The organism is Egibacteraceae bacterium (assembly GCA_040905805.1).
GTDB lineage: Bacteria > Actinomycetota > Nitriliruptoria > Euzebyales > Egibacteraceae > DATLGH01.
This window is the reverse complement of the sequence record JBBDQS010000083.1, coordinates 4,002-26,467: the sequence shown is the minus strand read 5'-3', so window position 1 is coordinate 26,467 and position 22,466 is coordinate 4,002. Positions and strand designations below refer to the sequence as shown.

The 22,466-nt window shown below is 70.8% G+C and carries 25 protein-coding genes; 5 read left to right on the top strand and 20 right to left on the bottom strand.

Annotated elements, in window-relative coordinates:
• The 10 genes from WD250_09120 to WD250_09075 form a co-directional block, all read right to left on the bottom strand.
• Window positions 1-333, bottom strand: a 333-nt coding sequence (locus tag WD250_09120) for a YraN family protein (GenBank protein MEX2620369.1), incomplete at its 3' end; no start/stop codon positions are given.
• A 207-nt stretch (window positions 334-540) separates the two neighbouring features.
• On the bottom strand, window positions 541-864 hold the full coding sequence (locus tag WD250_09115; GenBank protein MEX2620368.1) for a DUF2469 domain-containing protein: 324 nt from the start codon (window positions 862-864) through the stop codon (window positions 541-543).
• Window positions 861-1,637 carry a signal peptidase I gene (gene lepB, locus WD250_09110; protein ID MEX2620367.1) on the bottom strand — a complete coding sequence of 259 codons (777 nt, stop codon included), beginning with the start codon at window positions 1,635-1,637 and terminating at the stop codon, window positions 861-863. The genes WD250_09115 and lepB (WD250_09110) overlap by 4 nt, the downstream gene beginning before the upstream one ends.
• Window positions 1,618-1,977: a 50S ribosomal protein L19 gene (rplS, locus tag WD250_09105; GenBank protein MEX2620366.1), complete on the bottom strand. Its 360-nt coding sequence runs from the start codon at window positions 1,975-1,977 to the stop codon at window positions 1,618-1,620. Before rplS ends, lepB (WD250_09110) begins: the two co-directional genes overlap by 20 nt.
• Window positions 1,974-2,645 (bottom strand): signal peptidase I, encoded by a 672-nt coding sequence (lepB, locus tag WD250_09100; protein ID MEX2620365.1) that lies wholly within the window; start codon window positions 2,643-2,645, stop codon window positions 1,974-1,976. The genes rplS and lepB (WD250_09100) overlap by 4 nt, the downstream gene beginning before the upstream one ends.
• A gap of 263 nt (window positions 2,646-2,908) precedes the next feature.
• On the bottom strand, window positions 2,909-3,613 hold the full coding sequence (trmD, locus tag WD250_09095; GenBank protein MEX2620364.1) for a tRNA (guanosine(37)-N1)-methyltransferase TrmD: 705 nt from the start codon (window positions 3,611-3,613) through the stop codon (window positions 2,909-2,911).
• 37 nt (window positions 3,614-3,650) lie between these two features.
• Window positions 3,651-4,154 (bottom strand): ribosome maturation factor RimM, encoded by a 504-nt coding sequence (gene rimM, locus WD250_09090; GenBank protein MEX2620363.1) that lies wholly within the window; start codon window positions 4,152-4,154, stop codon window positions 3,651-3,653.
• Between the two features lie 8 nt (window positions 4,155-4,162).
• The gene (locus tag WD250_09085; GenBank protein MEX2620362.1) at window positions 4,163-4,399 is read right to left on the bottom strand and encodes a KH domain-containing protein; all 237 of its coding nucleotides are present in this window, start codon (window positions 4,397-4,399) and stop codon (window positions 4,163-4,165) included.
• Window positions 4,399-5,103: a 30S ribosomal protein S16 gene (gene rpsP, locus WD250_09080; protein ID MEX2620361.1), complete on the bottom strand. Its 705-nt coding sequence runs from the start codon at window positions 5,101-5,103 to the stop codon at window positions 4,399-4,401. The genes WD250_09085 and rpsP overlap by 1 nt, the downstream gene beginning before the upstream one ends.
• A 199-nt stretch (window positions 5,104-5,302) precedes the next feature.
• Window positions 5,303-6,253 carry a calcium/sodium antiporter gene (locus tag WD250_09075; GenBank protein MEX2620360.1) on the bottom strand — a complete coding sequence of 317 codons (951 nt, stop codon included), beginning with the start codon at window positions 6,251-6,253 and terminating at the stop codon, window positions 5,303-5,305.
• 18 nt (window positions 6,254-6,271) lie between these two features.
• On the opposite strand from WD250_09075, the gene WD250_09070 reads away from it, so the two are divergent.
• Window positions 6,272-6,616 (top strand): metallopeptidase family protein, encoded by a 345-nt coding sequence (locus tag WD250_09070; GenBank protein MEX2620359.1) that lies wholly within the window; start codon window positions 6,272-6,274, stop codon window positions 6,614-6,616.
• Between the two features lie 29 nt (window positions 6,617-6,645).
• Here the strand turns inward: WD250_09070 and ffh are convergent, their stop codons facing one another.
• Window positions 6,646-8,130: a signal recognition particle protein gene (ffh, locus tag WD250_09065; GenBank protein ID MEX2620358.1), complete on the bottom strand. Its 1,485-nt coding sequence runs from the start codon at window positions 8,128-8,130 to the stop codon at window positions 6,646-6,648.
• Window positions 8,131-8,488: 358 nt separating this feature from the next.
• On the opposite strand from ffh, the gene WD250_09060 reads away from it, so the two are divergent.
• Window positions 8,489-9,406 (top strand): YndJ family transporter, encoded by a 918-nt coding sequence (locus WD250_09060; GenBank protein ID MEX2620357.1) that lies wholly within the window; start codon window positions 8,489-8,491, stop codon window positions 9,404-9,406.
• Window positions 9,407-9,486: 80 nt separating this feature from the next.
• On the opposite strand, the gene WD250_09055 is transcribed toward WD250_09060, so the two are convergent.
• Complete coding sequence (locus WD250_09055) at window positions 9,487-9,708, bottom strand: PEP-utilizing enzyme (protein MEX2620356.1); 222 nt, start codon at window positions 9,706-9,708, stop codon at window positions 9,487-9,489.
• A 566-nt stretch (window positions 9,709-10,274) separates the two neighbouring features.
• Between WD250_09055 and WD250_09050 the strand changes: the two genes are divergently transcribed.
• Window positions 10,275-10,916, top strand: a complete 642-nt coding sequence (locus WD250_09050; protein ID MEX2620355.1) for a hypothetical protein — start codon at window positions 10,275-10,277, stop codon at window positions 10,914-10,916.
• Between the two features lie 90 nt (window positions 10,917-11,006).
• On the opposite strand, the gene WD250_09045 is transcribed toward WD250_09050, so the two are convergent.
• Together WD250_09045 and WD250_09040 are read right to left on the bottom strand one after the other, a co-directional pair.
• Window positions 11,007-11,966 carry a phosphoribulokinase gene (locus WD250_09045; GenBank protein ID MEX2620354.1) on the bottom strand — a complete coding sequence of 320 codons (960 nt, stop codon included), beginning with the start codon at window positions 11,964-11,966 and terminating at the stop codon, window positions 11,007-11,009.
• Window positions 11,967-12,005: 39 nt separating this feature from the next.
• On the bottom strand, window positions 12,006-13,232 hold the full coding sequence (locus tag WD250_09040) for a TetR/AcrR family transcriptional regulator (protein ID MEX2620353.1): 1,227 nt from the start codon (window positions 13,230-13,232) through the stop codon (window positions 12,006-12,008).
• Window positions 13,233-13,365: 133 nt separating this feature from the next.
• Here WD250_09040 and glpK point away from each other — a divergent pair, with 133 nt between their 5' ends.
• Window positions 13,366-14,886 carry a glycerol kinase GlpK gene (gene glpK, locus WD250_09035; GenBank protein MEX2620352.1) on the top strand — a complete coding sequence of 507 codons (1,521 nt, stop codon included), beginning with the start codon at window positions 13,366-13,368 and terminating at the stop codon, window positions 14,884-14,886.
• Window positions 14,887-14,892: 6 nt separating this feature from the next.
• Here glpK and WD250_09030 read toward each other — a convergent pair whose 3' ends face one another.
• From WD250_09030 to WD250_09020, 3 genes are all read right to left on the bottom strand, one after another.
• Complete coding sequence (locus WD250_09030) at window positions 14,893-16,593, bottom strand: glycerol-3-phosphate dehydrogenase/oxidase (protein ID MEX2620351.1); 1,701 nt, start codon at window positions 16,591-16,593, stop codon at window positions 14,893-14,895.
• Between the two features lie 62 nt (window positions 16,594-16,655).
• Window positions 16,656-17,039 carry a hypothetical protein gene (locus WD250_09025; GenBank protein ID MEX2620350.1) on the bottom strand — a complete coding sequence of 128 codons (384 nt, stop codon included), beginning with the start codon at window positions 17,037-17,039 and terminating at the stop codon, window positions 16,656-16,658.
• A gap of 59 nt (window positions 17,040-17,098) precedes the next feature.
• Complete coding sequence (locus WD250_09020; GenBank protein MEX2620349.1) at window positions 17,099-18,730, bottom strand: peptide chain release factor 3; 1,632 nt, start codon at window positions 18,728-18,730, stop codon at window positions 17,099-17,101.
• 93 nt (window positions 18,731-18,823) lie between these two features.
• Here WD250_09020 and WD250_09015 point away from each other — a divergent pair, with 93 nt between their 5' ends.
• The gene (locus WD250_09015) at window positions 18,824-19,489 is read left to right on the top strand and encodes a HAMP domain-containing sensor histidine kinase (protein ID MEX2620348.1); all 666 of its coding nucleotides are present in this window, start codon (window positions 18,824-18,826) and stop codon (window positions 19,487-19,489) included.
• 21 nt (window positions 19,490-19,510) lie between these two features.
• Here the strand turns inward: WD250_09015 and WD250_09010 are convergent, their stop codons facing one another.
• From WD250_09010 to WD250_09000, 3 genes are all read right to left on the bottom strand, one after another.
• Entirely contained in the window at window positions 19,511-20,464 is a 954-nt protein-coding gene (locus WD250_09010) for a phosphoribulokinase (protein ID MEX2620347.1), read from the bottom strand.
• A gap of 54 nt (window positions 20,465-20,518) precedes the next feature.
• The gene (locus WD250_09005) at window positions 20,519-20,908 is read right to left on the bottom strand and encodes a MerR family transcriptional regulator (GenBank protein ID MEX2620346.1); all 390 of its coding nucleotides are present in this window, start codon (window positions 20,906-20,908) and stop codon (window positions 20,519-20,521) included.
• Window positions 20,909-21,005: 97 nt separating this feature from the next.
• Complete coding sequence (locus WD250_09000) at window positions 21,006-22,391, bottom strand: trehalose-6-phosphate synthase (GenBank protein MEX2620345.1); 1,386 nt, start codon at window positions 22,389-22,391, stop codon at window positions 21,006-21,008.
• Window positions 22,392-22,466 lie beyond the last annotated feature (75 nt).

Genomic DNA, 22,466 nt, shown 5'->3' with positions numbered 1-22,466 from the left:
CCCCCACCACACCCCGACCACGTCGATGCGCAGTGCCGCCGGCCGCCACGGCAGCTGGGCCGCGTAGGCAGCGGCGAGTCGACGCAGCTGCTGCTGCTTGCGCGTGGTGACCGCCTCCAGCGCGTCGTCGGCTGCCGCGCGCCGGCGGGTCTTCACCTCGCAGGCGACCAGGGTGGCCCCGTCCACCGCCACGATGTCGAGCTCGCCGCGCACCGCCGCGTCGGCGCAGCGCCAGTTGCGCGCCACGACGCTCAGGCCGGCGCGCTCGAGGTGGCGCACGGCGATCTGCTCGCCGATGCGGCCGAGGCTGGCGTTGCGGGTGGTGGGGGCCATGCGGTGACGCTACCGGGGTGGCGCCATGGCCTCGACGGCCGAACCGCCGGCCTGTGGACGACGGGTGCGGTGACCGCGGGCCGGCGACCTACAGGATGCCCAGGCCCCAGGCGATCGCGGCCCCCACGACCACGATCGCCACGATCAGGAGCACGATGTCGCGGACCTTGGAGTCACGGTAGCGGCGGGTGGCGTTGAAGCCCACGCCTACGACTCCTCGGCCGGGAAGGGCGGGGGCTGGCCGCCGTCCTTGGCGAGCTCCTCGACGTTGACGTCGTGGAAGGTGAGCACCCGCACGTGCGGGACGAAGCGCGCGGGCCGGTACATGTCCCACACCCACGCGTCGGTGAGCTCCAGCTCGAAGTAGGTCGTGTCCCCGTCGGCGTGGGGCGTCACCGAGACATCGTTGGTGAGGTAGAAGCGGCGCTCGGTCTCCACGATGTAGGAGAACATGCTCACGACGTCGCGGTACTCGCGGTAGAGCGTGAGCTCCATCTCCGCTTCGTACCGTTCGAGGTCTTCGGCGCTCATGACCCCACAGTAGCGGTCGCCGACTCGCGATCGGGCACCGTGGTGTAGTCCGCGATCGGCAGGGTGTCGATGCGCTGCAGGGGCCAGATCACCACGAACGCCCGTCCCACCAGGCCCTCGGCGGAGATCGGGCCGAGGCTGAAGCGGCTGTCGGAGGAGTTCGGTCGGTTGTCGCCCATCATGAAGTAGTGGCCTTCGGGCACCTCGACCGGCCCGAACTCGGTCGGATCCTCCGCGGACAGGTAGCCGCCCTCGGCGGTGGTCGCCTCGGGGAGGGGCTCGCCGTCGATGGTCACCGTGCCATCCGACATCGCGATCGTCTCGCCGGGCAGGCCGATGATGCGCTTGATGAAGTCGCGTTCACCCGGCCGGGCGACGCCGAGTCCCGACGAGAGGAACGTCACGATCCGCTCGCCCAGGCTGCGTTCGGGGTCCGCACCCTCGGTCTGCTCGGTGAACACGACCAGCTCGCCCCGGCGGGGGTCACGCAGGGTGTAGGACAGCTTGTTGACCAGGACACGGTCGCCAACGTCGAGGGTCGGCTCCATCGACGACGACGGGATGAAGAACGCCTGGACCAGGAACGTCTTCAGCAGCAACGCGAGCACGAAGGCGATCACGATCAGGACCGGCAGCTCCAGCAGGAAGCTGGCGCCCTTGCCCTTGCCCTTGCCCTTGCCCTTGACGCCGTCGCCGTCCTCCGCAGGAGGGTCCTCCGCGGTGGTGGTGACGCCCGGGTCCGCCGGGGGGGTGCTATGCGCCGGCTGGTTCACGTCGCTCCTGGATCTTGGCCTTCTTCCCGACCCGATCCCGCAGGTAGTACAGCTTGGCCCGCCGGACCTTGCCGTGGCGCATGACCTCGATGTGGTCGATGACGGGGGCGTGCACCGGGAAGGTGCGCTCCACGCCGACCGCATTGAAGCTGATCTTGCGGACGGTGAACGTCTCGCGCACCCCGCTGCCCTTGCGGGCGATGACATCGCCCTCGAACACCTGGATGCGGGACCGGTTGCCCTCGGTCACCTTGACGTGGACGCGCACGGTGTCGCCTGGACGGAATTCGGGGACGTCGTCACGCAGGCTGGCGAAGTCCACGAGGTCTGTACGGTTCATGGCAGCGGAGCCTCCGGGGCGTCGTCGGGTCGCGGCAGCGCGGGCGGTCTGAAGTCGAGCGCGGGCCGAGCGTCGTCAGGTGACGGTTGCCCCCCAGCATAGTGCGTCTGTAGGGACAGGCTGGCGTTGCCGGGTGGCCACAGGACCACGAACGCTCGGCCTACGACTTCCGCACGCGGTACCGCCCCTAAAGAGTAGCGGCTGTCGTCGGAGTTGCCACGGTTGTCGCCCAGCATGTAGTAGCTGTCTGCCGGCACGGTGAAGGCCGGGAAGCTGCGGCCGTCCGTGACGATGGCCTCCTCGCCCAGGGCACGCCCGTCGACCAGCACCGTGCCGTCGTGCACGGTGATCGTCTCGCCGGGCAGGCCCACGACCCGCTTGACGAGCGCCACGTCCTGCTCGGGTCGGATGAGCCCGAGATCCTCGAAGAACGAACGCACCGCGGCGGTGATGCCGCCCGGCATCGCCACGCCGGGTTGCTCGAAGACGATGATCTCGCCTCGCCGCGGGTCACGGAAGCGGAACGAGACCTTCTCGACCAGCACCCGGTCCCCCACCTCCAGCGCCGGGATCATCGACTCCGAGGGGATGTAGTAGGCCTGCACGAGGAACGACTTGATGACGAAGGCCACCAGCAGGGCCCCGGCCAGCAGCACGGGGATCTCCACGAGTCGCCTTGCCATCCGGCGTGGCCGAGGCGGAGGGTCGTCGGTCGGGGCCTCAGGGGATGGGGGGGATAGGGGGGATAGGGGGGCCGGCGGACGGGGCGCCGCTGCCTCTGCGGCTGCCTCTGCCGGGAGGGGCGCGAGTTCCTCGGTGTCATCGGGCGCTGGCGCCCCCTCGGCGGACCCGTCCTCCACCCCATGAGGATCCCGCACACGGTCGGGGGGACGGACCGAGAAGCCCGGCCGCGGCACGTAGACGTCGTACCTCACGCTCGCTCCTCCCGCATGCGCCAGCGCTCGTAGAGGTCCGGGCGTACCGCCTGGGTGCGGCTGCGGGCCTGCTCCAGGCGCCACGCCGCGACCCGGCCGTGGTCCCCGGAGCGCAGGATCTCGGGCACCGCCAGGTCGCGGTACGCCGCCGGGCGGGTGTACTGGGGGTACTCCAGCAGCCCGTCGGCGAAGGACTCGTCGGTGGAGCTCGACGCGTTGCCCATGACACCGGGAAGCAGCCGGGTGACGGCTTCCACCAGGACGCAGGCGGCCACCTCTCCCCCGGCCAGGACGTAGTCCCCGACCGACACGTCGTCGGTCGCCAGCGCGGTGTGGACCCGCTCATCGATGCCCTCGTAGCGGCCGCAGAGCAGGAGCAGCGCCGGCTCGGAAGCCAGCTCGCGGACCAGCGCCTGGTCGAGCAGACGCCCCCGGGGGGTGAGCAGCACCGTTCGGGGGCGTGCCTGGATGCTGCCGTAGAGCTCCTCGACCGCGTCGAAGAACGGCTCCGGCTTCAGCACCATCCCAGCGCCACCCCCGTAAGGCAGGCCGTCCACGGTGCGGTGACGGTCGGTGGCGTGCGCGCGCAGGTCGTGGGTGCGCACGTCGAGCAAGCCGGCCTGGCGAGCCCTGCCGAGCAGCGACGCGTCGAACGGACCCGTGAAGAACGCGGGGAAGAGTGTGAGGACGTCGATGCGCACGACCCCATTGTGCCGGTGCACCGATGCAGCCCGCCCCTCAGCTGGCGTCATGGCCGGGCTCACCGAGCAGGCCCGGCACGGGCGCGACGACGATGCGCTCGGGGGTCACGTCGACGAGCTGGTCCACGGCGGGGATGAGCAGCTCCTGGCCGTGCCCGTCGGCGACCACGAGATAGTCGTGCGCGGCACCGTCCGCGACGCCGGTCACGGTGCCGACCTGCGCGCCCGCGGCGGTGACGACCGGGAGGCCGATGAGCTCGTCCGCCCAGAAGGCGTCGGGCTCCAGGTCCAGGTCGTCGCGCGCGGCGGTGAGCACCCGGCCCCGCAGCGCTTCGGCGGCCTCACGGGTCTCCACGCCGTCGAAGCGCAGCACCCGCCGGTTGCCATGCAGCCGGCTGGTCGCCACCGTGAGCGTGTCCGCCCCGGCCCTGAAGGTGGCCCGGGGCGCGAACTCCACGCCGAGGTCGGGATCGGCCAGCACGTACACCTCGCCGCGGAGTCCGAGGGGCTTGCCGACGACGCCGACGGCGACGTCCCCCACGGCGGTGGCTACTCGACGATCTCGACGATGGCCTGGGTGCCGTCGCGGGTGCCGGCCGCCTTCACCATGGTGCGGATCGCCTTCGCGGTGCGCCCGCGCTTGCCGATCACCTTGCCCATGTCGTCGGGGTGCACCCGCAGCTCCAGGACCAGCTCACCGTCGTCGTCCTCGGTCTCGGTCACCGAGACCTCGTCGGGGTGGTCCACCAGCGAACGAGCCAGGTACTCGAGGACCTCGGCGGTCATCACGACTGCTCCTTCTCCGTGTCCTGGCCCGCGTCCGGCTCGGTCGGGGGTTCCGGGGCAGCCTCCGCCGCCGGTGCCGGTGATTCCGCGCTCTCCTCGGCGGGCAGCGCGCCGGCGTCCTCGGGGGGCTGGGCGTCGGGCTCGGTGACCTCCTCGACCGCCTGCTCGACGATGGCGGCGTCCGCGGTGTCCACGGGGTCGGGGGCCGTCGGGCTGGACTCGGCGTCCCCGGCGTCTCCGGGTTCCCCGGGTTCCCCGGGTTCCCCGGCCTCCTCGGCCTCCTCGGCCGGCGGGGCCGCGTCAGCGGCGGCCTGCGCGGCCGCAGCGGCTTGGGCCTCCTGGTGCTTGCGGCGCGACGCCTCGACCTCCTGGCGTGCCTTCGCCTCGCGTTCGGCGGCCTTGGCAGCCTTGGCGGCGTGCTGAGCGGTGCGGTCCCGACCGGGGTCGCCCGGGCGGAACTCCTCCCAGATGCCCTCGATGCGCAGCAGATTCAGGACCGCGCTGGTCGGCTGGGCACCGTCGCGGAGCCACTTGAGCGCGCGCTCTCGGTCGATCGAGATGGTCGACGGTTCGTGCAGCGGCTGGTAGTAGCCGAGGTCGTCGATGAAGCCCCCGTCACGGGGGGCGCGGACGTCGGCGACGACGACCCGGTAGTAGGGCTGCTTCTTCTTGCCCTCGCGCCGTAGGCGCATCTTCACGGCCATGGTGGGTGGTCCTTGGTGACGCAGCCGCTGCGTCGTCGGTGCCGGCGGGCTTTGGTCCCGCCGCGCCCACTCGGTCCGTGGGCGGGTGTGCGGTCGGCCAACCCCGCACGCACTCGAGTCCGAACCCGCGATCCGCGGGCTCAGGCGCAGAGCATAGCGCAGGCAGGCACCCACAGCGGTGCCGACCGTGGTGGAAGGCTCACGCCACCGAGACCACCACGGTTGCCGCGACGAACACCGCCAGCAGCACCCACCCCTCGGGACGCACAAGCTGCCGGCCGCTGCGCAGCAGCACCGCCGCCAGGGCACAGGCCCCGACCATGACCGCCAGGCTGACCCGGAACTCAGTGCCCAGCTGGGTGGTGGCCAACGCGCCGGCGACGCCGGCGACCGGCAGCGCGTTGAACAGGTTGCTGCCGAGGATGTTGCCGACGACGAGGTCGGTCTCGCCCCGGCGAGCGGCGGCCACCGCCGTCACCAGCTCGGGCAGGCTCGTGCCGATCGCCACGATCGTGAGGCCGATCACCGCCTCGCTGATCCCGACGGTGCGGGCCAGCCCCACCGCACCCTGGACGAGCATCTGCGCTCCCGCCAGGGTCCCGATCAGGCCGAGGACCGTGAGCAGCCCCGAGCGGGCGAGGCTCGGCGCCGCAGCCCCGGCGTACTCCCCGACCTCGGCGGTGAGGGCCGCCGCGGCCTCCCGGTCGCGCAGTCCCACCACGACGATGGACCCGATCGCCCCGACGGCTGCCACCAGGAGCACCGTCGCGTCCAGGCCGGTCACCCGCCCATCGATGGACACCAGCGTCAGCAGGACCACCGCCGCCAGCATGAGGGGCAGCTCCCGACGCAGCGTGGCGGTGGCGACCGCCAGCGGACGCACGACCGCTGCCGCGCCCAGCACGAGCAGGACATTGGCGGTGTTGGACCCGACGACGTTGCCGAAGGCCAGGGCCTGCGAGCCCTGGAGCGTGGCCAGGATGGTGACCAGGAACTCCGGCGCGCTCGTACCGAAGCCGATCACGATGGCGCCGACGATCACCGGGGACACCTTCAGGGCCGCCGACAACCGGGCAGCGCCGAGCACGAAGCGGTCGGCCGCGACGGTCAGCAGGCCGAGACCACCGAGCAGCAGGAGGGCGTCGAGCACGGGCGTACGCTAACCGGTATGGAGCTGATCGCCGAGGAACGCTTCGCCGAGCTGGTCGACCGGGCGCTGGACTCCCTGCCCGACGAGCTCTGGGAGCAGTTCGACAACGTGGCGGTGGTGGTCGACGACTGCCACCCCGACGAGCCCGACCTGCTCGGCATCTACGAGGGCATCCCCCTCACCGAGCGCGAGGACTATGGGGGCGTGCTGCCCGACCGCATCGCCATCTACCGGCTGCCGCTCTGCGAGATGTGCCGCGACGAGGAGGAGCTGGTCGAGGAGGTCCGTATCACCGTCGTCCACGAGCTCGCCCACCACATGGGCATCGACGACGACGCCCTGCACGGGCTCGGATGGGCGTAGCGCTCCCCGCACCGGAAGACGCACGGGGCCTACCGGCGCTTCTTCTTCTTGCGCTGGGGGACCTTCTTGTTCCGCGGCTTGGTCCCGGCCCCCCCGCCGGGACCGCCCGGTCCACCCGGTCCGCCCATGCCCAGGCCGCCCAGGCCGCCCATGCCGCCCCCCGCGGCCAGCTGCTCCGCGAGCTCGGGGTTGTTGCGCAGCTGCTTCATGGCCTTCATCCCGCCGCCGCCCCCCCCGAGCGACTTCATCATCTTCTGCATCTCGCCGAACCCCCGCAGCAGCTCGTTGACCTCCTGAGCGCTGCGACCCGAGCCCTTGGCGATCCGCTTCTTGCGCTTGCCGTTCAGCAGCTTGGGATTGGCGCGCTCCTCCGGGGTCATGGAACGGATGATCGCCTCGACCTGGCCGAGCTGGGACTCGTCGATGTCCGCGTCCTTCAGCTGCTTGCCGACACCTGGGATCATGCCGAGCAGGCCCTGCAGGGGCCCCATCTTGCGGATCTGCTGCATCTGGTCGAGGAAGTCCGACAGGTCGAACTCGGCCTTGAGCATCTTGTCCTGCATCTGCTCGGCCTGCTCGGTGGTGTAGACGTCCTCGGCCTTCTCGATGAGCGTGAGGACGTCGCCCATGCCGAGGATGCGCCCGGCCATGCGGTCGGGGTGGAACGCCTCGAACTCCTCCAGCTTCTCCCCGACGCTGGCGTACTTGATCGGCCGACCGGTCACCTCCGCGACCGACAGAGCCGCGCCGCCCCGGGCGTCACCGTCGAGCTTGGACAGGATGACGCCGGTGAAGTCGACCGCCTCCTGGAACGCCTTGGCGACGGTGACGGCCTCCTGCCCGATCATCGCGTCCAGGACGAACAGCGTCTCGGCGGGGTCGACGGCCGCCTTGATCGCCGCGGCCTGAGCCATCATCGCCTCGTCGACGTTCGTGCGACCCGCGGTGTCGACGATCACGACCCCGGCGCCCAGTCGGCGCGCCTCGGCGAGCGACTCGCGTGCGACCTCGACGGGGTCACCGGACTCCACCGGCGCGTAGACGGGCACGCCGGTCTGCTCGCCGAGGATGCGCAGCTGCTGCACCGCCGCCGGGCGTTGCAGGTCGCAGGCGACCAGCAGCGGGCTCCGGCCCTTCTTCTTGAGGAGCTTCGCAAGCTTGCCGGCGGCGGTCGTCTTGCCCGAGCCCTGAAGGCCCGCCAGCATGATGACGCCCGGCGAGCGGCTGCCGAGGTCGAGCGGGGCGGACATGCCGCCGAGGATCGTGACGAGCTCCTCGTGCACGATCTTCACGACCTGCTGGCCGGGGTTCAGGGCATCGCTGACCTCCGCCCCGACCGCACGCTCCTTGACCCGGGTGGTGAACGCCTTGACGACCTTGAAGTTGACGTCGGCTTCGAGCAGGGCGAGGCGGATCTCGCGCATGCCCTCGGCAACCTGCTCCTCGGTCAGGGTGCCCTGGCTGCGCAGGCGCGAGAACACCGCGTCGAGGCGGTCGCTGAGCGCGTCGAACATCGTCGGGTTCCTTCGTGGGCGGGAGCGTGCAGCGAAAGGATCGCCTGCGAGTCTATCGGGCGCCAATCAGTGACGGTCCGGGGCCACGTGACCAGCCAGAACGCCGTCAGGAGCCTTCTGGGGCGGGTTCCGCCACTCCCTGTCCCTGCCGCCACCCCCGTCGCGCCGCCGTCACACCTCCCTAAAGGTGTAGTTCACGGTGAGACTTCTCCATCCACACCTTGTGGGTATCGTGTTGACCTGGGACGATACCAACGACAATACCAACCATGAAGGCAAGATCGAGGGTGAGAGATACCCCGATGACGGGCTGGCCCACCGCCGTCGAGCCCCCACTGGGCCAGGGCGGCGCACGCCCATGAGGCAGGCCCAGGCAGGGTCGGTCGCGTGGCTGCTGCTGGTCGGCGCCGACCTGGCGGGGTGGACGCACCTCGGGCTCGTCACCCTGCTGCTCGCGCTGGCTCCACTGGTGGTCGTACCGCTCGGTTTCGCGCTCCCCCGCCCGGCGGGGCCGACCGCCTGGTCACGCCTCCTCGCCGTGGCGCAGCCGGTGGGCGCGCTCGCGGTCGCGGGTGCGCTGCTGCTGCCGACGGGCGGTCTTGCAGCCGCCATGGCCGGGGTGTGGGTGGGCGTGTGCCTCTTCGCCGGCGCGGACGAGATCACGGTGTGGTGGCGGCGGCGGTCCCGTGCCGTACCGGACATCGCGCGGCTCGGGGGCTTCGGATACCTGTGCGTGGGCGCCACGTGGCTCGTGCTCGACCGGCTCGGCGTGCGCCCGCTGGACCTGCCGGCCGAGATCGTGGAGCTGACGGCGGTGCACTTCCACTACGCCGGGTTTGCAGCCGCGCTCATGGCCGGGACCGCGACGGCCCTGGCAAGCACGGCAGGGCGCAGCCCGGCCAGCGTCGCCACGCTCCTGGTCCTGGCGGGCGCGCCGGTCGTCGCGGCGGGTTTTGCCGCTTTCGGGCCCCTGCAGATCGCTGGTGCGGTGCTCCTGACCGTCGGGCTGCTCACCCTGGCCTGGGTCACCGTCCGCAGCATCGTCCCCAACCTGCTCGACCAGCCGGCCCGTTGGCTGCTGACCGTGTCGTCGCTCGCGGTGGTCGTGCCGATGCTGCTCGCCGTGCAATGGGCCGTCGGCCACAACTACGGCACCCCGGCCTTGCCCATCCCCGACATGGCCCTGTTCCACGGCAGCCTGAACGCCTTCGGCTTCACCCTCTGCGGCTTGCTCGGCTGGCTGCGCGCCACCAACCGCCCCGACGCCGCCACCTGAGCCTGCGGGTGGCCTGATGGTCACAATGCCGCTCGTGAAGTCCTCACCGAACTGGCCGCGCAGCTGCATCCCGATGCAGCTCAGCGCAGCGCATGGTTCTCGGGCAGAATCTCGACGTACCCGTCCGTGCCATGCACGCGGATCCGCTGCCCGTCCCGGATCAGTCGGGTGGCCTGCTCCACGCCCACGATGGCCGGCAGGCCGTACTCCCGTGCGATCACTGCGCCGTGGCTCATCAGGCCCCCCACCTCCGTCACCAAGCCTGTGATCGCGTCGGTACGCCCCCGCGATGACCTCGCCATCCGACGTGAGCACCCGGGGCGGAACCAGCGCTTCATACGACCTGAACGCATCCTTGCGCTCGTCGAGGAGTTGGTGGTCCACCTGCTTCAGGCGCGACATGGCTGGACGAGCAGTGTCATCACACAGGTCGGGTCCGCCTCTTGGTTACCGCCCGGTAGATGGGGTCCCTGCGACATATCTGTCCCTCCCACCCCATCGACCGCCGAGTAACCGGCGTGCAGGCGCTGGGCTGGCGGATGCAGTACGCAGCGGTGCTCGCGTGCCGGCGGGGGTCAGCCCCGGGGGGGATGTCGTAGTGATCGCCCTGGAAGTGCGCCCGGTGCAGGCCAAGTCGCGAGGCGAAGGCGTGCAACTCGTCGTAGCTCTCGTCGCTGATGAGGTGTGCCCACCGGCGGCCGCGCCACCGCCAGACTGCCGGGTCCACGAGGATCGCCATGCCGACGCAGGCTAGCGTAGCCCCCTGCGCGCACGCCGACGGGCGTCGGCGCGTGCACGGCGGCCGTGAGCGGCAGCCGAGCACCGTGTCGGCTGCGTCTCTAGGGTGGGCAGCCCGGGAGGAGCCCCATTGGATGAGGAGTTGCAACGGCGCTGGCACGAGGTGACCGGCCCGATGGACATCGACGACGTCGAGGCGCTGCGGGTCCTTGACGACCTCGCCGGTCGCTACGGCGAGCAACACCGTGCCTTCCACACACTGGCCCACATTCGCCACGTGCTGGAGATGCTCGACTTCCTCGAGGGCCGAGAAGCCGTCGACGACCCGCTGGCGGTGCGGCTTGCGGCCTGGTTCCACGACGCGGTCTACGAACCGGGCGCGGCGGACAACGAGGCGGCCAGCGCCCGCCTAGCCGCCGAGGCGTTGACGAACTGGCAGGTGCCCTCCGACCGGGTGGCGCACGTTCACCAGCTCATTCTGGTCACCGCCGATCACCGTCCCGAGGCCGGCGACGAAGCGCTCCTGTGCGACGCCGACCTGGCGGTCCTGGCCGCCGACCCTGACACCTACGAGATCTACACCCGCGCGGTGCGGGTCGAGCACGCCCACCTCGACGACGACGCGTGGCGCGCCGGCCGGACGGCATTCCTACGCGCGCTGCTCGACCGGCAGAGGCTGTTTGCGACCACGACCATGCGCCATCGCGGCGAGGAGATCGCGCGGGCCAACCTGGCCGCCGAGCTCGAGCAGCTCGACGCCGCCGATGCATGAGCCGACCGTATGACCCAGCACGTCGCGAAGCTGGTCGCCGAGCGCAGCGGGGCCCGCGCGTCCGAGCCACCGACCCTCGTGCCCCGGCCGCTACGCGCGGAGGCGGAGCAGGTGGAAGAGCAGGATGAGCTGGGTCAGCGCCAGCGGTTCGCTGCGTTCGCCGTTGCCGAGGTCGCCCAGGCTCTCAGGTAGCGGGTCGCTGCGTCCGAGGCTGTCCCAGATCGCCTCGGCGACCGTGCGGCTGTCCTCGGGTGGCGCGTAGCCGTGGATGTGCAGCGCGTCGACCGGCTTGCCGTCCTCGTCGCGCATGAGCTTCAGGTGCATCGCCCCCTCACCGATGTCAGCCATCATCTCGTGCAGCTTGGGATGGCGGATCGTCGGGCGCAGCAGCACCGTCGCCGACAGCGGGGTGTCGGGCGGGTCGTCGCGGCCCTCGATGGGACCGAAGCGCACGACGATGTCGGCGTGGGAGCGCTGGGGACGGATGAACGCCTCCGACTCCGGCTCACGCCGCTCCAGCTCGGCCAGGACCTGCTCCGCTTCGTAGCCGCGCTTGGACGTGTCGCGCTTGATCTTCCACTCCCGGCGGATCTCCTCGGGCGGGTCCAGGTAGACGCTCACGTCGAAGCACGCCCGCATGACCTCGGTGTACAACGGCAGCAGCCCCTCGATGATCACCGCCTCGGTGGGCTCGATGCGCTCGGGACGGACCAGCTCGCCGGTGGCGTGGTCATACACCGGCTTCAGGATCGCTTCGCCGCTGGCCAGCAGCTGCAGGTGCTGCTCCATGATGTCGACGTAGTTGCAGTCCGGATGCAAGGGGGTGAAGGGCAGCTCCTTGCGCTCCATGCGGTCGTAGCGGTGGTAGTCGTCCACGCACACCGAGGTCGACGCCTCCGCCCGCATCGCGTCGACGAGTCCCTGCGTGAGGGTGGTCTTGCCCGCGGCGCTGTCACCCGCGATGGCCAGCATCACTGAGCGCGGTCTTCTCTCCCGACCCTGACGGGCCTTCTGGGTCCGCATCGACTTGTCGGGCACGGTGTCAGGCACGGTTGCTCCTGTCTGGCGCGGTGTGTCGTCGTGTCTCTCTCACCCGGTGGGGTCGTCGGCGTCGTACACCTCCTCAGGCGGCAGGGCCATGATCTGCGCGGCCATCTCCTGCTTCATCCCCGTGAGGGTCTCCTCCTCCGCGAGCGTCTGTGTCCCGCGTCGCACGCGTTTCAGGAACTCGTCACTGACGAACCCCGCACGCAACGTCGTGTCGACCGTGGTGTCGCGGTAGCGGAATCGGAAGAAGAACGAGCCCTCGGGAGCCTCGGGTGCGTCGGCGGGCGCGATCTCCGGCACGAGTCGGTACCGCCCGCCGGTGAAGGCCCGGGTCACGATCTCGAAGGCGTCGCGTGCCCCCGCGCCGGCGAACGCGCTGTCGATGCGCAGCTCGTAGCGTTCAGGTGAGCACCCACCGGCGAGCAGCGGCCACGCGCGCTGCATCGCCTTGAAGCCGTGGGCGATCCCGGCGATTGACCGGTACCCGTGGTAGGTGCGCGCGTCGTGGAAGGAGACCTCGAGGGGGTCCCCGCGGTCGAGGACGGTCAGGACCTCGGATGGGTCCATAGCCGGCCTTTCGAGCGGGGTGGCGCTCAGCATCTCATGGCGCTCACCTCCAAGCGAGCGCAGACCCGCCCCGCGTCCCGCTGTCGGTGCGGTCACCATGGCGAGTACGCGATCTGCGTACTCCTCGGCCACCTGCATCGGACTCAGCTCCCCGTCGGGACGGAACCACAAGAAGACGTGCTCGCACATCGTGAGGATGGCGAACGCCGTCACGGTGTGGTGTCCCGGCTCGAAGGTGCCAGCCGCCTCACCAGTCCGCAGGATCCCCCGCAGGAGCTCCAGCACCCGCCGTTGGGGTGCGATCAACCGCGCACGCTGGTCGACCCCGAGCGCGTCGAACAGCTGACGGTTGCTGTAGAGCCGCTCGTACCCCGCGGGCGTCCCATCATCGTGCAGGTGGAAGAGCACGTGCGCCATGACGAACTGGCGGAGCTGCCCCTCGGGATCGCTACCCGTGACCGCGTCGACGATCCGGCCGACGTAGTCCTCCAGGGTCACCCGCATGAACTCGGAGAAGAGCGCGTCCTTCGACGGGAAGTGCCAGTACAGGGCGGGCGCGGAGATGCCCACACACCGGGCCAGCGTGGCCATCCTTGTGCCCTCGTAGCCGTACTCGGTGAACAGCGCCGCAGCGGCCTGCAGGATCCGTGCACGCCTGCTTTCGTCCGGTCGTGCCCTGTGCGGGTCGCCCTCGGCGGGCATGGGGTTTGCCCTCGGTCGAGTCGATGGTCACGTCGGTCGATGGTCACGTCCTTGCCCGGTCCCCCGGGCACACTCAGAGGCTAGAGAGTGGGGACCGGGCCGGCAAGGCCCGAGCGGATGGTGTACTGGAGCCATGGGCCAGACGTACGTCGGGGCAATCGACCAGGGGACCACCAGCACGCGCTTCATGGTGTTCGACCACGGCGGCAGGGAAGTCGCCACGCACCAGCTGGAGCACGAGCAGATCATGCCGCAGCCCGGCTGGGTCGAGCACGACGCGACCGAGATCTGGGAGCGGGCCCGGACCGTGGTCGAGACCGGGCTGTCGCATGCCCACCTCTCCGGCGCGGACCTGGCGGCGCTCGGCATCACGAACCAGCGCGAGACCACGGTGGTGTGGAACCCGCGGACGGGACGGCCCTACTACAACGCCATCGTGTGGCAGGACACCCGCACGGACCGGATCGCCGCCGCCCTCGAACGCGACGGCCGGGGGGACATCATCCGCCGGAAGACGGGCCTGCCGCCGGCCACCTACTTCTCCGGTGGCAAGATCCAGTGGATCCTCGACAACATCACCGGTGTGCGAACCGCCGCAGAGCGCGGCGAGGCGGTGTTCGGCACCACCGACACCTGGTTGCTCTGGCACCTGACGGGAGGGTGCGACGGCGGCGTCCACGTCACCGACGTCACCAACGCGAGCCGCACCATGCTCATGAGCCTGGAGACCCTCGACTGGGACGACGAGCTGCTCGCCTTCTTCGGCATCCCACGCCGGATGCTCCCGGAGATCCGGCCGTCCTCGGATCCCGACCTGCACGGCATCACACGACCGTCGGGACCCTTCGCCGCCGCGGTGCCGATCGCCGGCGACCTCGGCGACCAGCACGCCGCCACGGTCGGCCAGGTGTGCTTCTCCGCAGGTGAAGGCAAGAACACCTACGGGACCGGCAACTTCCTGCTGCTCAACACCGGCACCAAGCCAGTGCGCTCGGCCAACGGCCTGCTGACCACCGTCGGCTACCGCATGGGGTCGGCGCCCGCCATCTACTGCCTCGAGGGCTCGATGGCGGTCACCGGATCCGCCGTGCAGTGGCTGCGCGACCAGGTCGGCATGATCGGCAGCGCGGCGGAGACCGAAGCACTGGCCGGATCCGTCGACGACTGCGGCGGCATGTACTTCGTCCCCGCGTTCTCCGGGCTGTTCGCCCCCTACTGGCGTGCGGACGCGCGGGGTGCCATGGTCGGGCTGTCGCGATACCACACGAAAGCGCACATCGTCCGGGCGACCCTGGAGTCCATCTGCTACCAGTCCAGGGACGTGGCCGACGCCATGGAGAAGGACTCCGGTGTCCACCTGGGGTTCTTGAAGGTCGACGGTGGTGCCACCGCGAACAACCTCCTCATGCAGATGCAGGCCGACATCCTCGGGGTGCCCGTCGCCCGGCCGGAGATCGCGGAGACCACGAGTCTCGGCGCGGCGTACGCCGCGGGCCTGGCCGTGGGGTTCTGGAGCGACCAGGAGGAGCTGCGCGCCAACTGGAAGGAAGAGGCGCGCTGGGAGCCGACGTGGAGTGAGGACCGGCGGGCGGCCGGGTACGCGGGATGGAGCAAGGCCGTCGAGCGCACCCTGGACTGGGTCGAGGTCGACTGACTGAACTCAGCCGTGGGCACCGACCCGGACATCGCGCGCGCCCATCCGCGCCGCGTCGGCGGTGCGGTCGTCGGGCATCCGCTGCGACTCGATCTCGGCCGCGACGCGCGCCTCGTAGTGCTCGAGCTCGCGGGCGAGGTCGCCGTCGTCCCAGCCGAGCACCCCGGCCATCAGCGGACCGACGTCCTTGGCGGCGGCGATGCCGCGGTCGAAGGTCTCGATGGAGATGCGGGTGCGGCGGGTGAGCAGGTCGTCGAGGTGGCGCGCACCCTCGTGGCTCGCGGCGTACACCGCCTCGACCCGCAGGTAGTCGTCGGCGCCGTCGATGGGTTCGCCGAGGTCGGGCCGGTTGGCCACCAGGTCGAGCAGCTCGGTGATCAGCGAGCCGTAGCGGCCCAGGAGATGCTCCACGCGGGTGGGATGGAGCCCCACCTCCTCCGCGAGCAGCTGCCGGCGGTTCCACAGCGCGTGGTAACCGTGCGCGCCGAGCAGCGGGGTGCGGTCGGTGACCGACGCGGGGACCCGCTGGCGGAGGTTGCGCGCGGCCGCGTCGACCGCGTCCTCGGCCATCACCCGGTAGGTCGTGTACTTGCCGCCCGCCACGGTGATGAGACCCGCCACCGACTGTGCGACGGCATGCTCGCGTGAGAGCCTGCTCGTGGCCTCGGACTCACCGGTCAGCAGGGGCCGCAGCCCCGCCTGCACGCCCTCGACGTCGGCGTGGGTCAGCGGCGTGGCGAGCACGCCGTTGACCTGGTCGAGCAGGTAGCGGATGTCGGTGGCAGACGCGGCCGGGTGCGCCCGGTCGAGCTCCCAGTCGGTGTCGGTGGTGCCGATCAGCCAGTGGCGACCCCAGGGGATGACGAAGAGCACCGAGGTGGCGGTGCGCAGGATGAGCCCCGAGTCGGAGTGGATGCGGTCGCGTGGCACCACCAGGTGGACGCCCTTGGAGGCCCGTACGCGGATGCGCCCGCGTCCCGCCATGGCCTGGATGCCGTCCGCCCACACGCCGGTGGCGTTGATGACCTGACGGCCTCGGATCTCCAGGTGCTGGCCCGTCTCCTGGTCCAGCACCTGGGCCCCGACCACCCGCTCACCTTCGCGCAGCAGCCCCACGACCCGCGCGGACGTCGCGACCGCCGCACCGTAGGTCGCCGCCGTGCGGGCCACCTCCAACGTGTGCCGGGCGTCGTCGATCTGCGCGTCGTAGTAGCGGACCGCGCCGACCATCGCGTCGGCCCGCAACGCAGGGACGAGCGCGGCGACGCCCCGACGAGTCAGGTGGCGGTGACGCGGGAGCTGCCGCGCGCCGCCCAACACGTCGTACAAGGCGATGCCGGCACCGACGTAGCCCCGCTCCCAGACCCGGTGCTGCAGCGGGTACACGAACGACACCGGCCGGACCAGGTGCGGGGCGATCGTCTCGAGGAGCAGGGCCCGCTCCCGCAGCGCCTCCCGCACCAACGAGAGGTTCAGCTGCTCCAGATAGCGCAGCCCGCCGTGGACGAGCTTCGACGACCGGCTCGAGGTGCCTGCGGCGAAGTCGCGCTGCTCGACCAGGGCGACCGACAGCCCCCGGGTCACGCCGTCCAGCGCGATCCCCGACCCGGTCACGCCGCCGCCGATCACCAGGATGTCGAAGGTCTCCTGGCGCATCCGCTCGATGTCGGCACGACGACGGTCGCTGGAGAGGGCGGCGGCTTCCACGGATGCTCCGATACCGGACTCGTTGAACCCCGATCGTACGTGACGCCGTGTGGCGGACCCGCTCAGGAGCCCTCGCGGCGGCGCGGGCGCGGCCATGCGCCCGAGCTCCAGAGGGCCAGGGCGATGAGTGCGGGCTGGAACGGCAGCCGCAGCCACCGCGCGGCGGGGGTGTCCAGGCCGAAGGCGGGGGTGCCGGCGACCGCCTGGTAGATGTTGGCCGGGAAGACCGCGAGCAGGAAGCCTGCCAGCAGCCACCCGACCCGGCGGCGGTGCCGCGGCAGGGCCACGAGCGCGATGCCCAGCGCCACCTCCATCACCCCGGTGACCCAGATGATCATCGACCGGGCGGGCAGGAACGTCGGGGTCTGCTCGAGGAACGACTCGTGGCTGACGAAGTGCGCCACCCCGGCGACCACCATGAACCCGGCCAGCGCCGCCCTGGCCACACCCCGCACCGTCCGCATCCGTTCCCCGCCCGTGGCAGCCGTCGAGGTGGCCGGCACGGCTAGTGCCAGGCGGGCTGGTCGCGGCGGGTGAGCCCCAGCTGTCGGAAGTCGACGTCGGGGTGGTCCTCTTGTGCCCACCGCAGCGCGTGGTCGGACGCGAACAGCACGAGCGTGCGCCCGTGGCGATCCTCCACGACCAGGCACTGGCGCTGGGGACGCAGCGCATCGGCGTGCGCGGCGTCGACCTCGCGGGCGAGCTGCCAGGGCGCCGGCGACAGGGTGATGTCACAGCCGAACTCGTGGGCCATGCGGTAGCTGGCGACGTCGAACTGCAGCTGGCCGACACCGGCGAAGATCGGTTCCTGGTCCCCGAAATCCGGGCGGCGCAGGACATGCACCACGCCCTCCTCGTCGAGCTGGCGCAGGCCCGTGCGGAACTGCTTGTAGCGACTCGAGTCGCGGTTGCGCACCACGGCGAACCGCTCCGGGGCGAAGGTGGGGATCGGGGGGAAGACCACCGGTGGGCCGGAATAGAGGGTGTCACCCACCTGCAGGCCGGTCGCGTTGACCAGACCGACGATGTCGCCGGGCACCGCGGTCTCCACGGTCTCGCGATCGCGGGCGAACAGCTGGTGGGCGTACTTGAGCTGGTAGGGCTTGTCGGTGCGCGCCAGCGTCGCGGTCATCCCGCGCTCGAAGCGTCCGGAGTTGACCCGCAGGAACGCGATCCGGTCGCGGTGGCGCGGGTCCATGTTCGCCTGCACCTTGAAGACCTGGCCGGCGAACGGCGCGTCGACCGGACGGGCGTCGACCTGGGCCGGCTCGACGACGGGTTGAGCCGAGGGCGCCGGCGCCAGCTCGGCGAAGCCCTCCAGCAGCAACCGCACCCCGAAGTTCGCCAGCGCCGAGCCGAAGAACACCGGGGTCTGCCTGCCCGCCAGGAACGCGTCCGGGTCCAGCGCGCGCTCCTCCAGGTCCAGCAGCTCGAGCTCCTCGAAGGCGGCCTGCCACCGGTCGGGCGGGCAGCCCTGCGGCTCCGCCTGGTCAAGTGCCACCCGGTGCTCGGCGGCCATGGTAGCGCCGTGCGCGGTGCGGTCGAAGCGCACCAGCTCCCCCGCGCGCCGGTCGATGATGCCGGCGAAGTCCGCCCCGTCGGCGACCGGCCAGGTCAGCGGCACCGGCTCGAGCCCGATCTGCGCGCTGATCTCGTCGAGCAGCTGCAACGGCGGCAGCCCCGGCCGGTCGCACTTGTTCACGAACGTCACGATCGGCAGACCGCGGTCCCGACAGACCTTGAACAGCTTGAGGGTCTGGGGCTCCAGGCCCTTGGCGATGTCGAGCACCATCACCGCGGCGTCCGCGGCGCACAGCGTGCGGTAGGTGTCCTCGGAGAAGTCGGCGTGGCCCGGCGTGTCGAGCAGGTTGAAGTTCCACCCGCCGTAGCGGAAGTGCAGCACCGTGGAGGAGATCGAGATGCCCCGCTCCTTCTCCAGCTCCATCCAGTCGCTGGTGGCCGTGCGGGCCTGCTTGCGCGACTTCACCGCGCCCGCCTCGTGCACCGCACCCGAGTACAGCAGGAACTTCTCCGTCAGCGTCGTCTTGCCCGCATCCGGATGGCTGATGATCGCAAACGTGCGCCGCGTGGCCACGTCGGCGAGCACGTTCGGCAGGGGGCGCGCAGCAGCGGTCAAGAGGATCAACCCAGGGACGGGAGGGCACGAAGGCGCGGAGCGGCCATCTCCCCCCACCATACCTTACCGTGACGTCAGGGTATAGTTCGAGCCATGTCATCAGTGGAGCGATCCCGGTTCGACGCCGCGCAGGTGGCCGCCCATGAGCTGCGCCACGACCTGCACACCGCCCACACCGTGCTCCAGGAGCTGACCGCCGCCGTCATCGCGCACACCGACGTGTCGGAGCCGCGCCAGCTCATCCAGCAGCTGCGCTCCTCCCTGGAGCGCCTCGACGCCGACATCGACGGGCTTCTGCTGCAACGCGCGGGTGGTCTGGACACGCTGCAACGCGAGCCGACCAACCTGGGACAGCTGGTCCTGCGGGTCGTCCACGCCCACCCCACCGGCCGCCAACCCGTGGATGTCGATGTCGCCCCGGTGGTGTTCAACCTGGACGCCGTCAAGGTGGAGCGCATCCTGGACAACCTGCTGACCAACGCCCTGGTGCACACCCCCGGGGACTGCCCGGTCCGGGTACGGGCCGTGGTCGAACCCGGCGGCGCCACCCTGGAGGTCGAAGACGACGGGCCGGGGCTGTCGGAGGCGGACCGCCAGACGCTGCTGCGCGGCCACGACGACCCGCCTGAAGGCAGAGGGATGGGGCTGTGGATCGTGGAACGGTTCGCGCGCCTGCACGGCGGGGAGCTCCGCGTCGAGCCGGGCGCGTCGGGTCGTTGGGCCCGCTTCGTGGTGTGGCTCCCGGCCCAAGCCCCGTAGCGCCGTGGCCGACGGGTCCTGCTAAGCCGGCGCAGCGTAGGGACGCAGCAGGTGGAACAGCAAGATCAGCTGGGTCAATGCCAGCGGCGAGCTGATCTGCCCGTCGCCGACGTCACCGAGATGCTCGGGCAGCGGGTCGCTGTGCCCGAGACTGTCCCAGATCGCCTCGGCGACCGTGCGGCTGTCCTCGGGCGGGGCGTGTCCGTGGATGTGCAGCGCATCGACGGGTTTGCCGTCCTCGTCGCGCATGAGCTTCAGGTGCATGGCCTTGTCGCCGATGTCAGCCATCATCTCGTGCAGCTTGGGATGGCGGATCGTCGGGCGCAGCAGCACCGTGGCCGACAGCGGCGTGTCGGGCGGATCGTCGCCCTCCCCATCCGGCCCGAAGCTGACCACGATGTCCGCGAAGGAGCGCTGGGGGTGGATGAACGCCTCCGACTCGGGCTGGCGGCGCTCCAGCTCGCCCAGGACCTGCTCGGCCTCGTAGCCGCGCTTGGTCGTGTCGCGCTTGATCTTCCACTTCCGGCGGATCTCCTCGGGCGGGTCCAGGTAGACGCTGACGTCGAAGCAGGAGCGCATGACCGGGGTGTGCAGCGGCAGCAGCCCCTCGATGATCACCGCCCCGTTGGGCTCGATGCGCTCGGGGCGGCTCAACTCGCCGGTGGCGTGGTCGTACACCGGCTTCAGGATGGGTCGGCCGGTGGCCAGCAGCTGCAGGTGCTGCTCCATGATGTCGACGTAGTTGCAGTCCGGATGCAAGGGGGTGAAGGGCAGCTCCTTGCGCTCCATGCGGTCGTAGCGGTGGTAGTCGTCCACGCACACCGACGTCGACCCGTCCGGCCCCAACGCGTCCACCAGACCCTGGGTCAAGGTGGTCTTGCCCGCGGCGCTGTCACCCGCGATCGCCAGCATCACCGGCCGGGGCTGGGTGGGGTCGCCCAGGGCTGCTCGTTGCATCTCATTCTGCGTCGGCATGGTTCCTCCTTGATCGCGTGGATGGGGGTTCGGTGTCGCTTGGGGTGCAGGGCCTCAGGGACCGGGGCCGGATCCGCGCTGGCGAGGCGCCCGGGCTTCCCGCTTGAGCCGATCGGTGACAGCCTCGACCGCAGCCAGCTGCGCACGCAGCCCCTCCGCGCGCTGCTCGGCGACGGCGACGTAACCGGCAAGGTGCTCGGCGAGCTGTCGGCGGTCACCCTCGTGCCCGTCCTCACCGGTGAGGGCGTCACGCACCTCCAGCAGTTCACGCAACTCCTCGAGGGTGAACTCCAGCGGTTTGAGCTGCCTGATCAGCTCCAGACGGGCGATGTCGGCTTCGGTGTACAGGCGGAACCCGCCATCGGTGCGCCCGGACGGCAACGCCAACCCGACCTCCTCGTAGTAGCGCACGGTCCGCAACGACAGCCCCACGGCCCTGGCCACGTGACCGATCCGATGCATCTGCTGGCCCACATGCCCTCCAGATACCGACACTCGTCGTCCATCGTACCTGGCACACCAACCTTACGTAAGAGTAGGTTTACTGGAACGCCGTCTCCAGCTCCAGGCGCGCCCAACGGTGCACGTCCGCGCGCCGCAGCCGGCGGGCCATCGCCCGGCTCCGTGTCCGGCGATCGTCTTCCGGCGCAGCGATCGCCCGTTCGAGGACGTGGCTGAGGCCCTCGATGTCGAAGGGGTTGCAGGGGAAGGCCTCACGGAGCTCGAGGGCTGCGCCCGTGAACTCGCTGAGCACCAGCGCGCCCGCCCGACCCGCAGCGGCCTGCGTGATGATGAACTCCTTGGCGACCAGGTTCATGCCGTCCTTCAGCGGCGTGACGAGCATGACGTCGGCCTGGCAGTACGAGGCGACGACGTGGGGGAACGGGACGCCGCGGTGCAGGTAGTGCACCGGCGCGTCATGGCCGGGCTCGGTGAAGCGCCCGTTGATGCGCCCGACGATGGCCTCCACCTGGCTGCGCAGACCCTGGTACGCGCTGACGTTGCCGCGGCTGGGGACGGCGAGCTGGACGAGCACCAGCTTGGTGCGCAGGTCCGGTCGGCGGTCAAGCAGCCGCTCGAAGGCCTCGAGGCGTTGGGGTATGCCCTTGGTGTAGTCGAGCCGATCGACGCCGAGGAGCATCATCCGGTCACCGAACTGCTGCTGGAGGCGTTCGCGCTCGGCGGCCACCTCGGCGGACACCGCCAAGTCGGCGAAGTCGTCGTTGTCGATGGAGATGGGGTTGGCGGCCGTGTGCACCTGTCGGCCGTCCGCCAGCTCGATGGTCCGCCCGAAGGCGCGCGCCTCGTCGCGCGACAGCACCCGGCCACAGGTGCGCACGAAGTTCTTGCGGTACTGCTCGGTGTGGAACGTCACCACATCGGCGCCCAGGAGCCCGAGGAGGATCTCCCGCCGCCACGGCAGGCGCGCGAACAGCTCCGGTGGCGGCCAGGGGATGTGCAGGAAGAAGCTGATCGGTGCGTCCTGCTGCTTGTCCCGCAGCATCTGCGGCAGGAGCATGAGGTGGTAGTCGTGCACCCACCACAGCGCGGCGTCCCCGCTGTCGGCGCACACGTCGGCGAAGCGCCTGTTCACGCCGGCGTAGGAATCCCACCATTCCCGGTGGAAGGCCGGGGTCTCGATGTTGTCGTGGAACAACGGCCAGATGGTGCGGTTGCCGAAGCCGTCGTAGTAGTGGCGCACCTCCGTGGCCGACAGGCTCACCGGCGCCAGCTCGGCGGGGGTGCCCGGCAACGCGGCGGGCAGGCTCTCCGCGCCGCCGTCCCAACCGATCCACCGCGCGGCACGTTGCCGCACGATCGGGCGCAACGCCGTGACCAACCCACCGACCGCTGCCTGCCACTTGCTCCCGACCCGCCGGACAGGAAGGCGGTTCGACACGACGGCCAACGTCCCCTCATCAATCACGGCATCGCCCCTTCGATCGCGCTCGTCAACCGCGCCTCACGACCCTTCCGTCTCAGTACCCACAGGGGGGGGGGG

Coding starts and splice junctions, on each gene's coding strand:
- WD250_09115 (MEX2620368.1), bottom strand. CDS start 864: ATGAGCGCCGAAGACCTCGAACGGTACGAAGCGGAGATGGAGCTCACG.
- rplS (MEX2620366.1), bottom strand. CDS start 1,977: ATGAACCGTACAGACCTCGTGGACTTCGCCAGCCTGCGTGACGACGTC.
- WD250_09085 (MEX2620362.1), bottom strand. CDS start 4,399: ATGACCGCCGAGGTCCTCGAGTACCTGGCTCGTTCGCTGGTGGACCAC.
- rpsP (MEX2620361.1), bottom strand. CDS start 5,103: ATGGCCGTGAAGATGCGCCTACGGCGCGAGGGCAAGAAGAAGCAGCCC.
- WD250_09070 (MEX2620359.1), top strand. CDS start 6,272: ATGGAGCTGATCGCCGAGGAACGCTTCGCCGAGCTGGTCGACCGGGCG.
- ffh (MEX2620358.1), bottom strand. CDS start 8,130: ATGTTCGACGCGCTCAGCGACCGCCTCGACGCGGTGTTCTCGCGCCTG.
- WD250_09060 (MEX2620357.1), top strand. CDS start 8,489: ATGAGGCAGGCCCAGGCAGGGTCGGTCGCGTGGCTGCTGCTGGTCGGC.
- WD250_09055 (MEX2620356.1), bottom strand. CDS start 9,708: ATGGCGAGGTCATCGCGGGGGCGTACCGACGCGATCACAGGCTTGGTG.
- WD250_09040 (MEX2620353.1), bottom strand. CDS start 13,232: ATGCCCGCCGAGGGCGACCCGCACAGGGCACGACCGGACGAAAGCAGG.
- glpK (MEX2620352.1), top strand. CDS start 13,366: ATGGGCCAGACGTACGTCGGGGCAATCGACCAGGGGACCACCAGCACG.
- WD250_09015 (MEX2620348.1), top strand. CDS start 18,824: ATGTCATCAGTGGAGCGATCCCGGTTCGACGCCGCGCAGGTGGCCGCC.
- WD250_09010 (MEX2620347.1), bottom strand. CDS start 20,464: ATGCCGACGCAGAATGAGATGCAACGAGCAGCCCTGGGCGACCCCACC.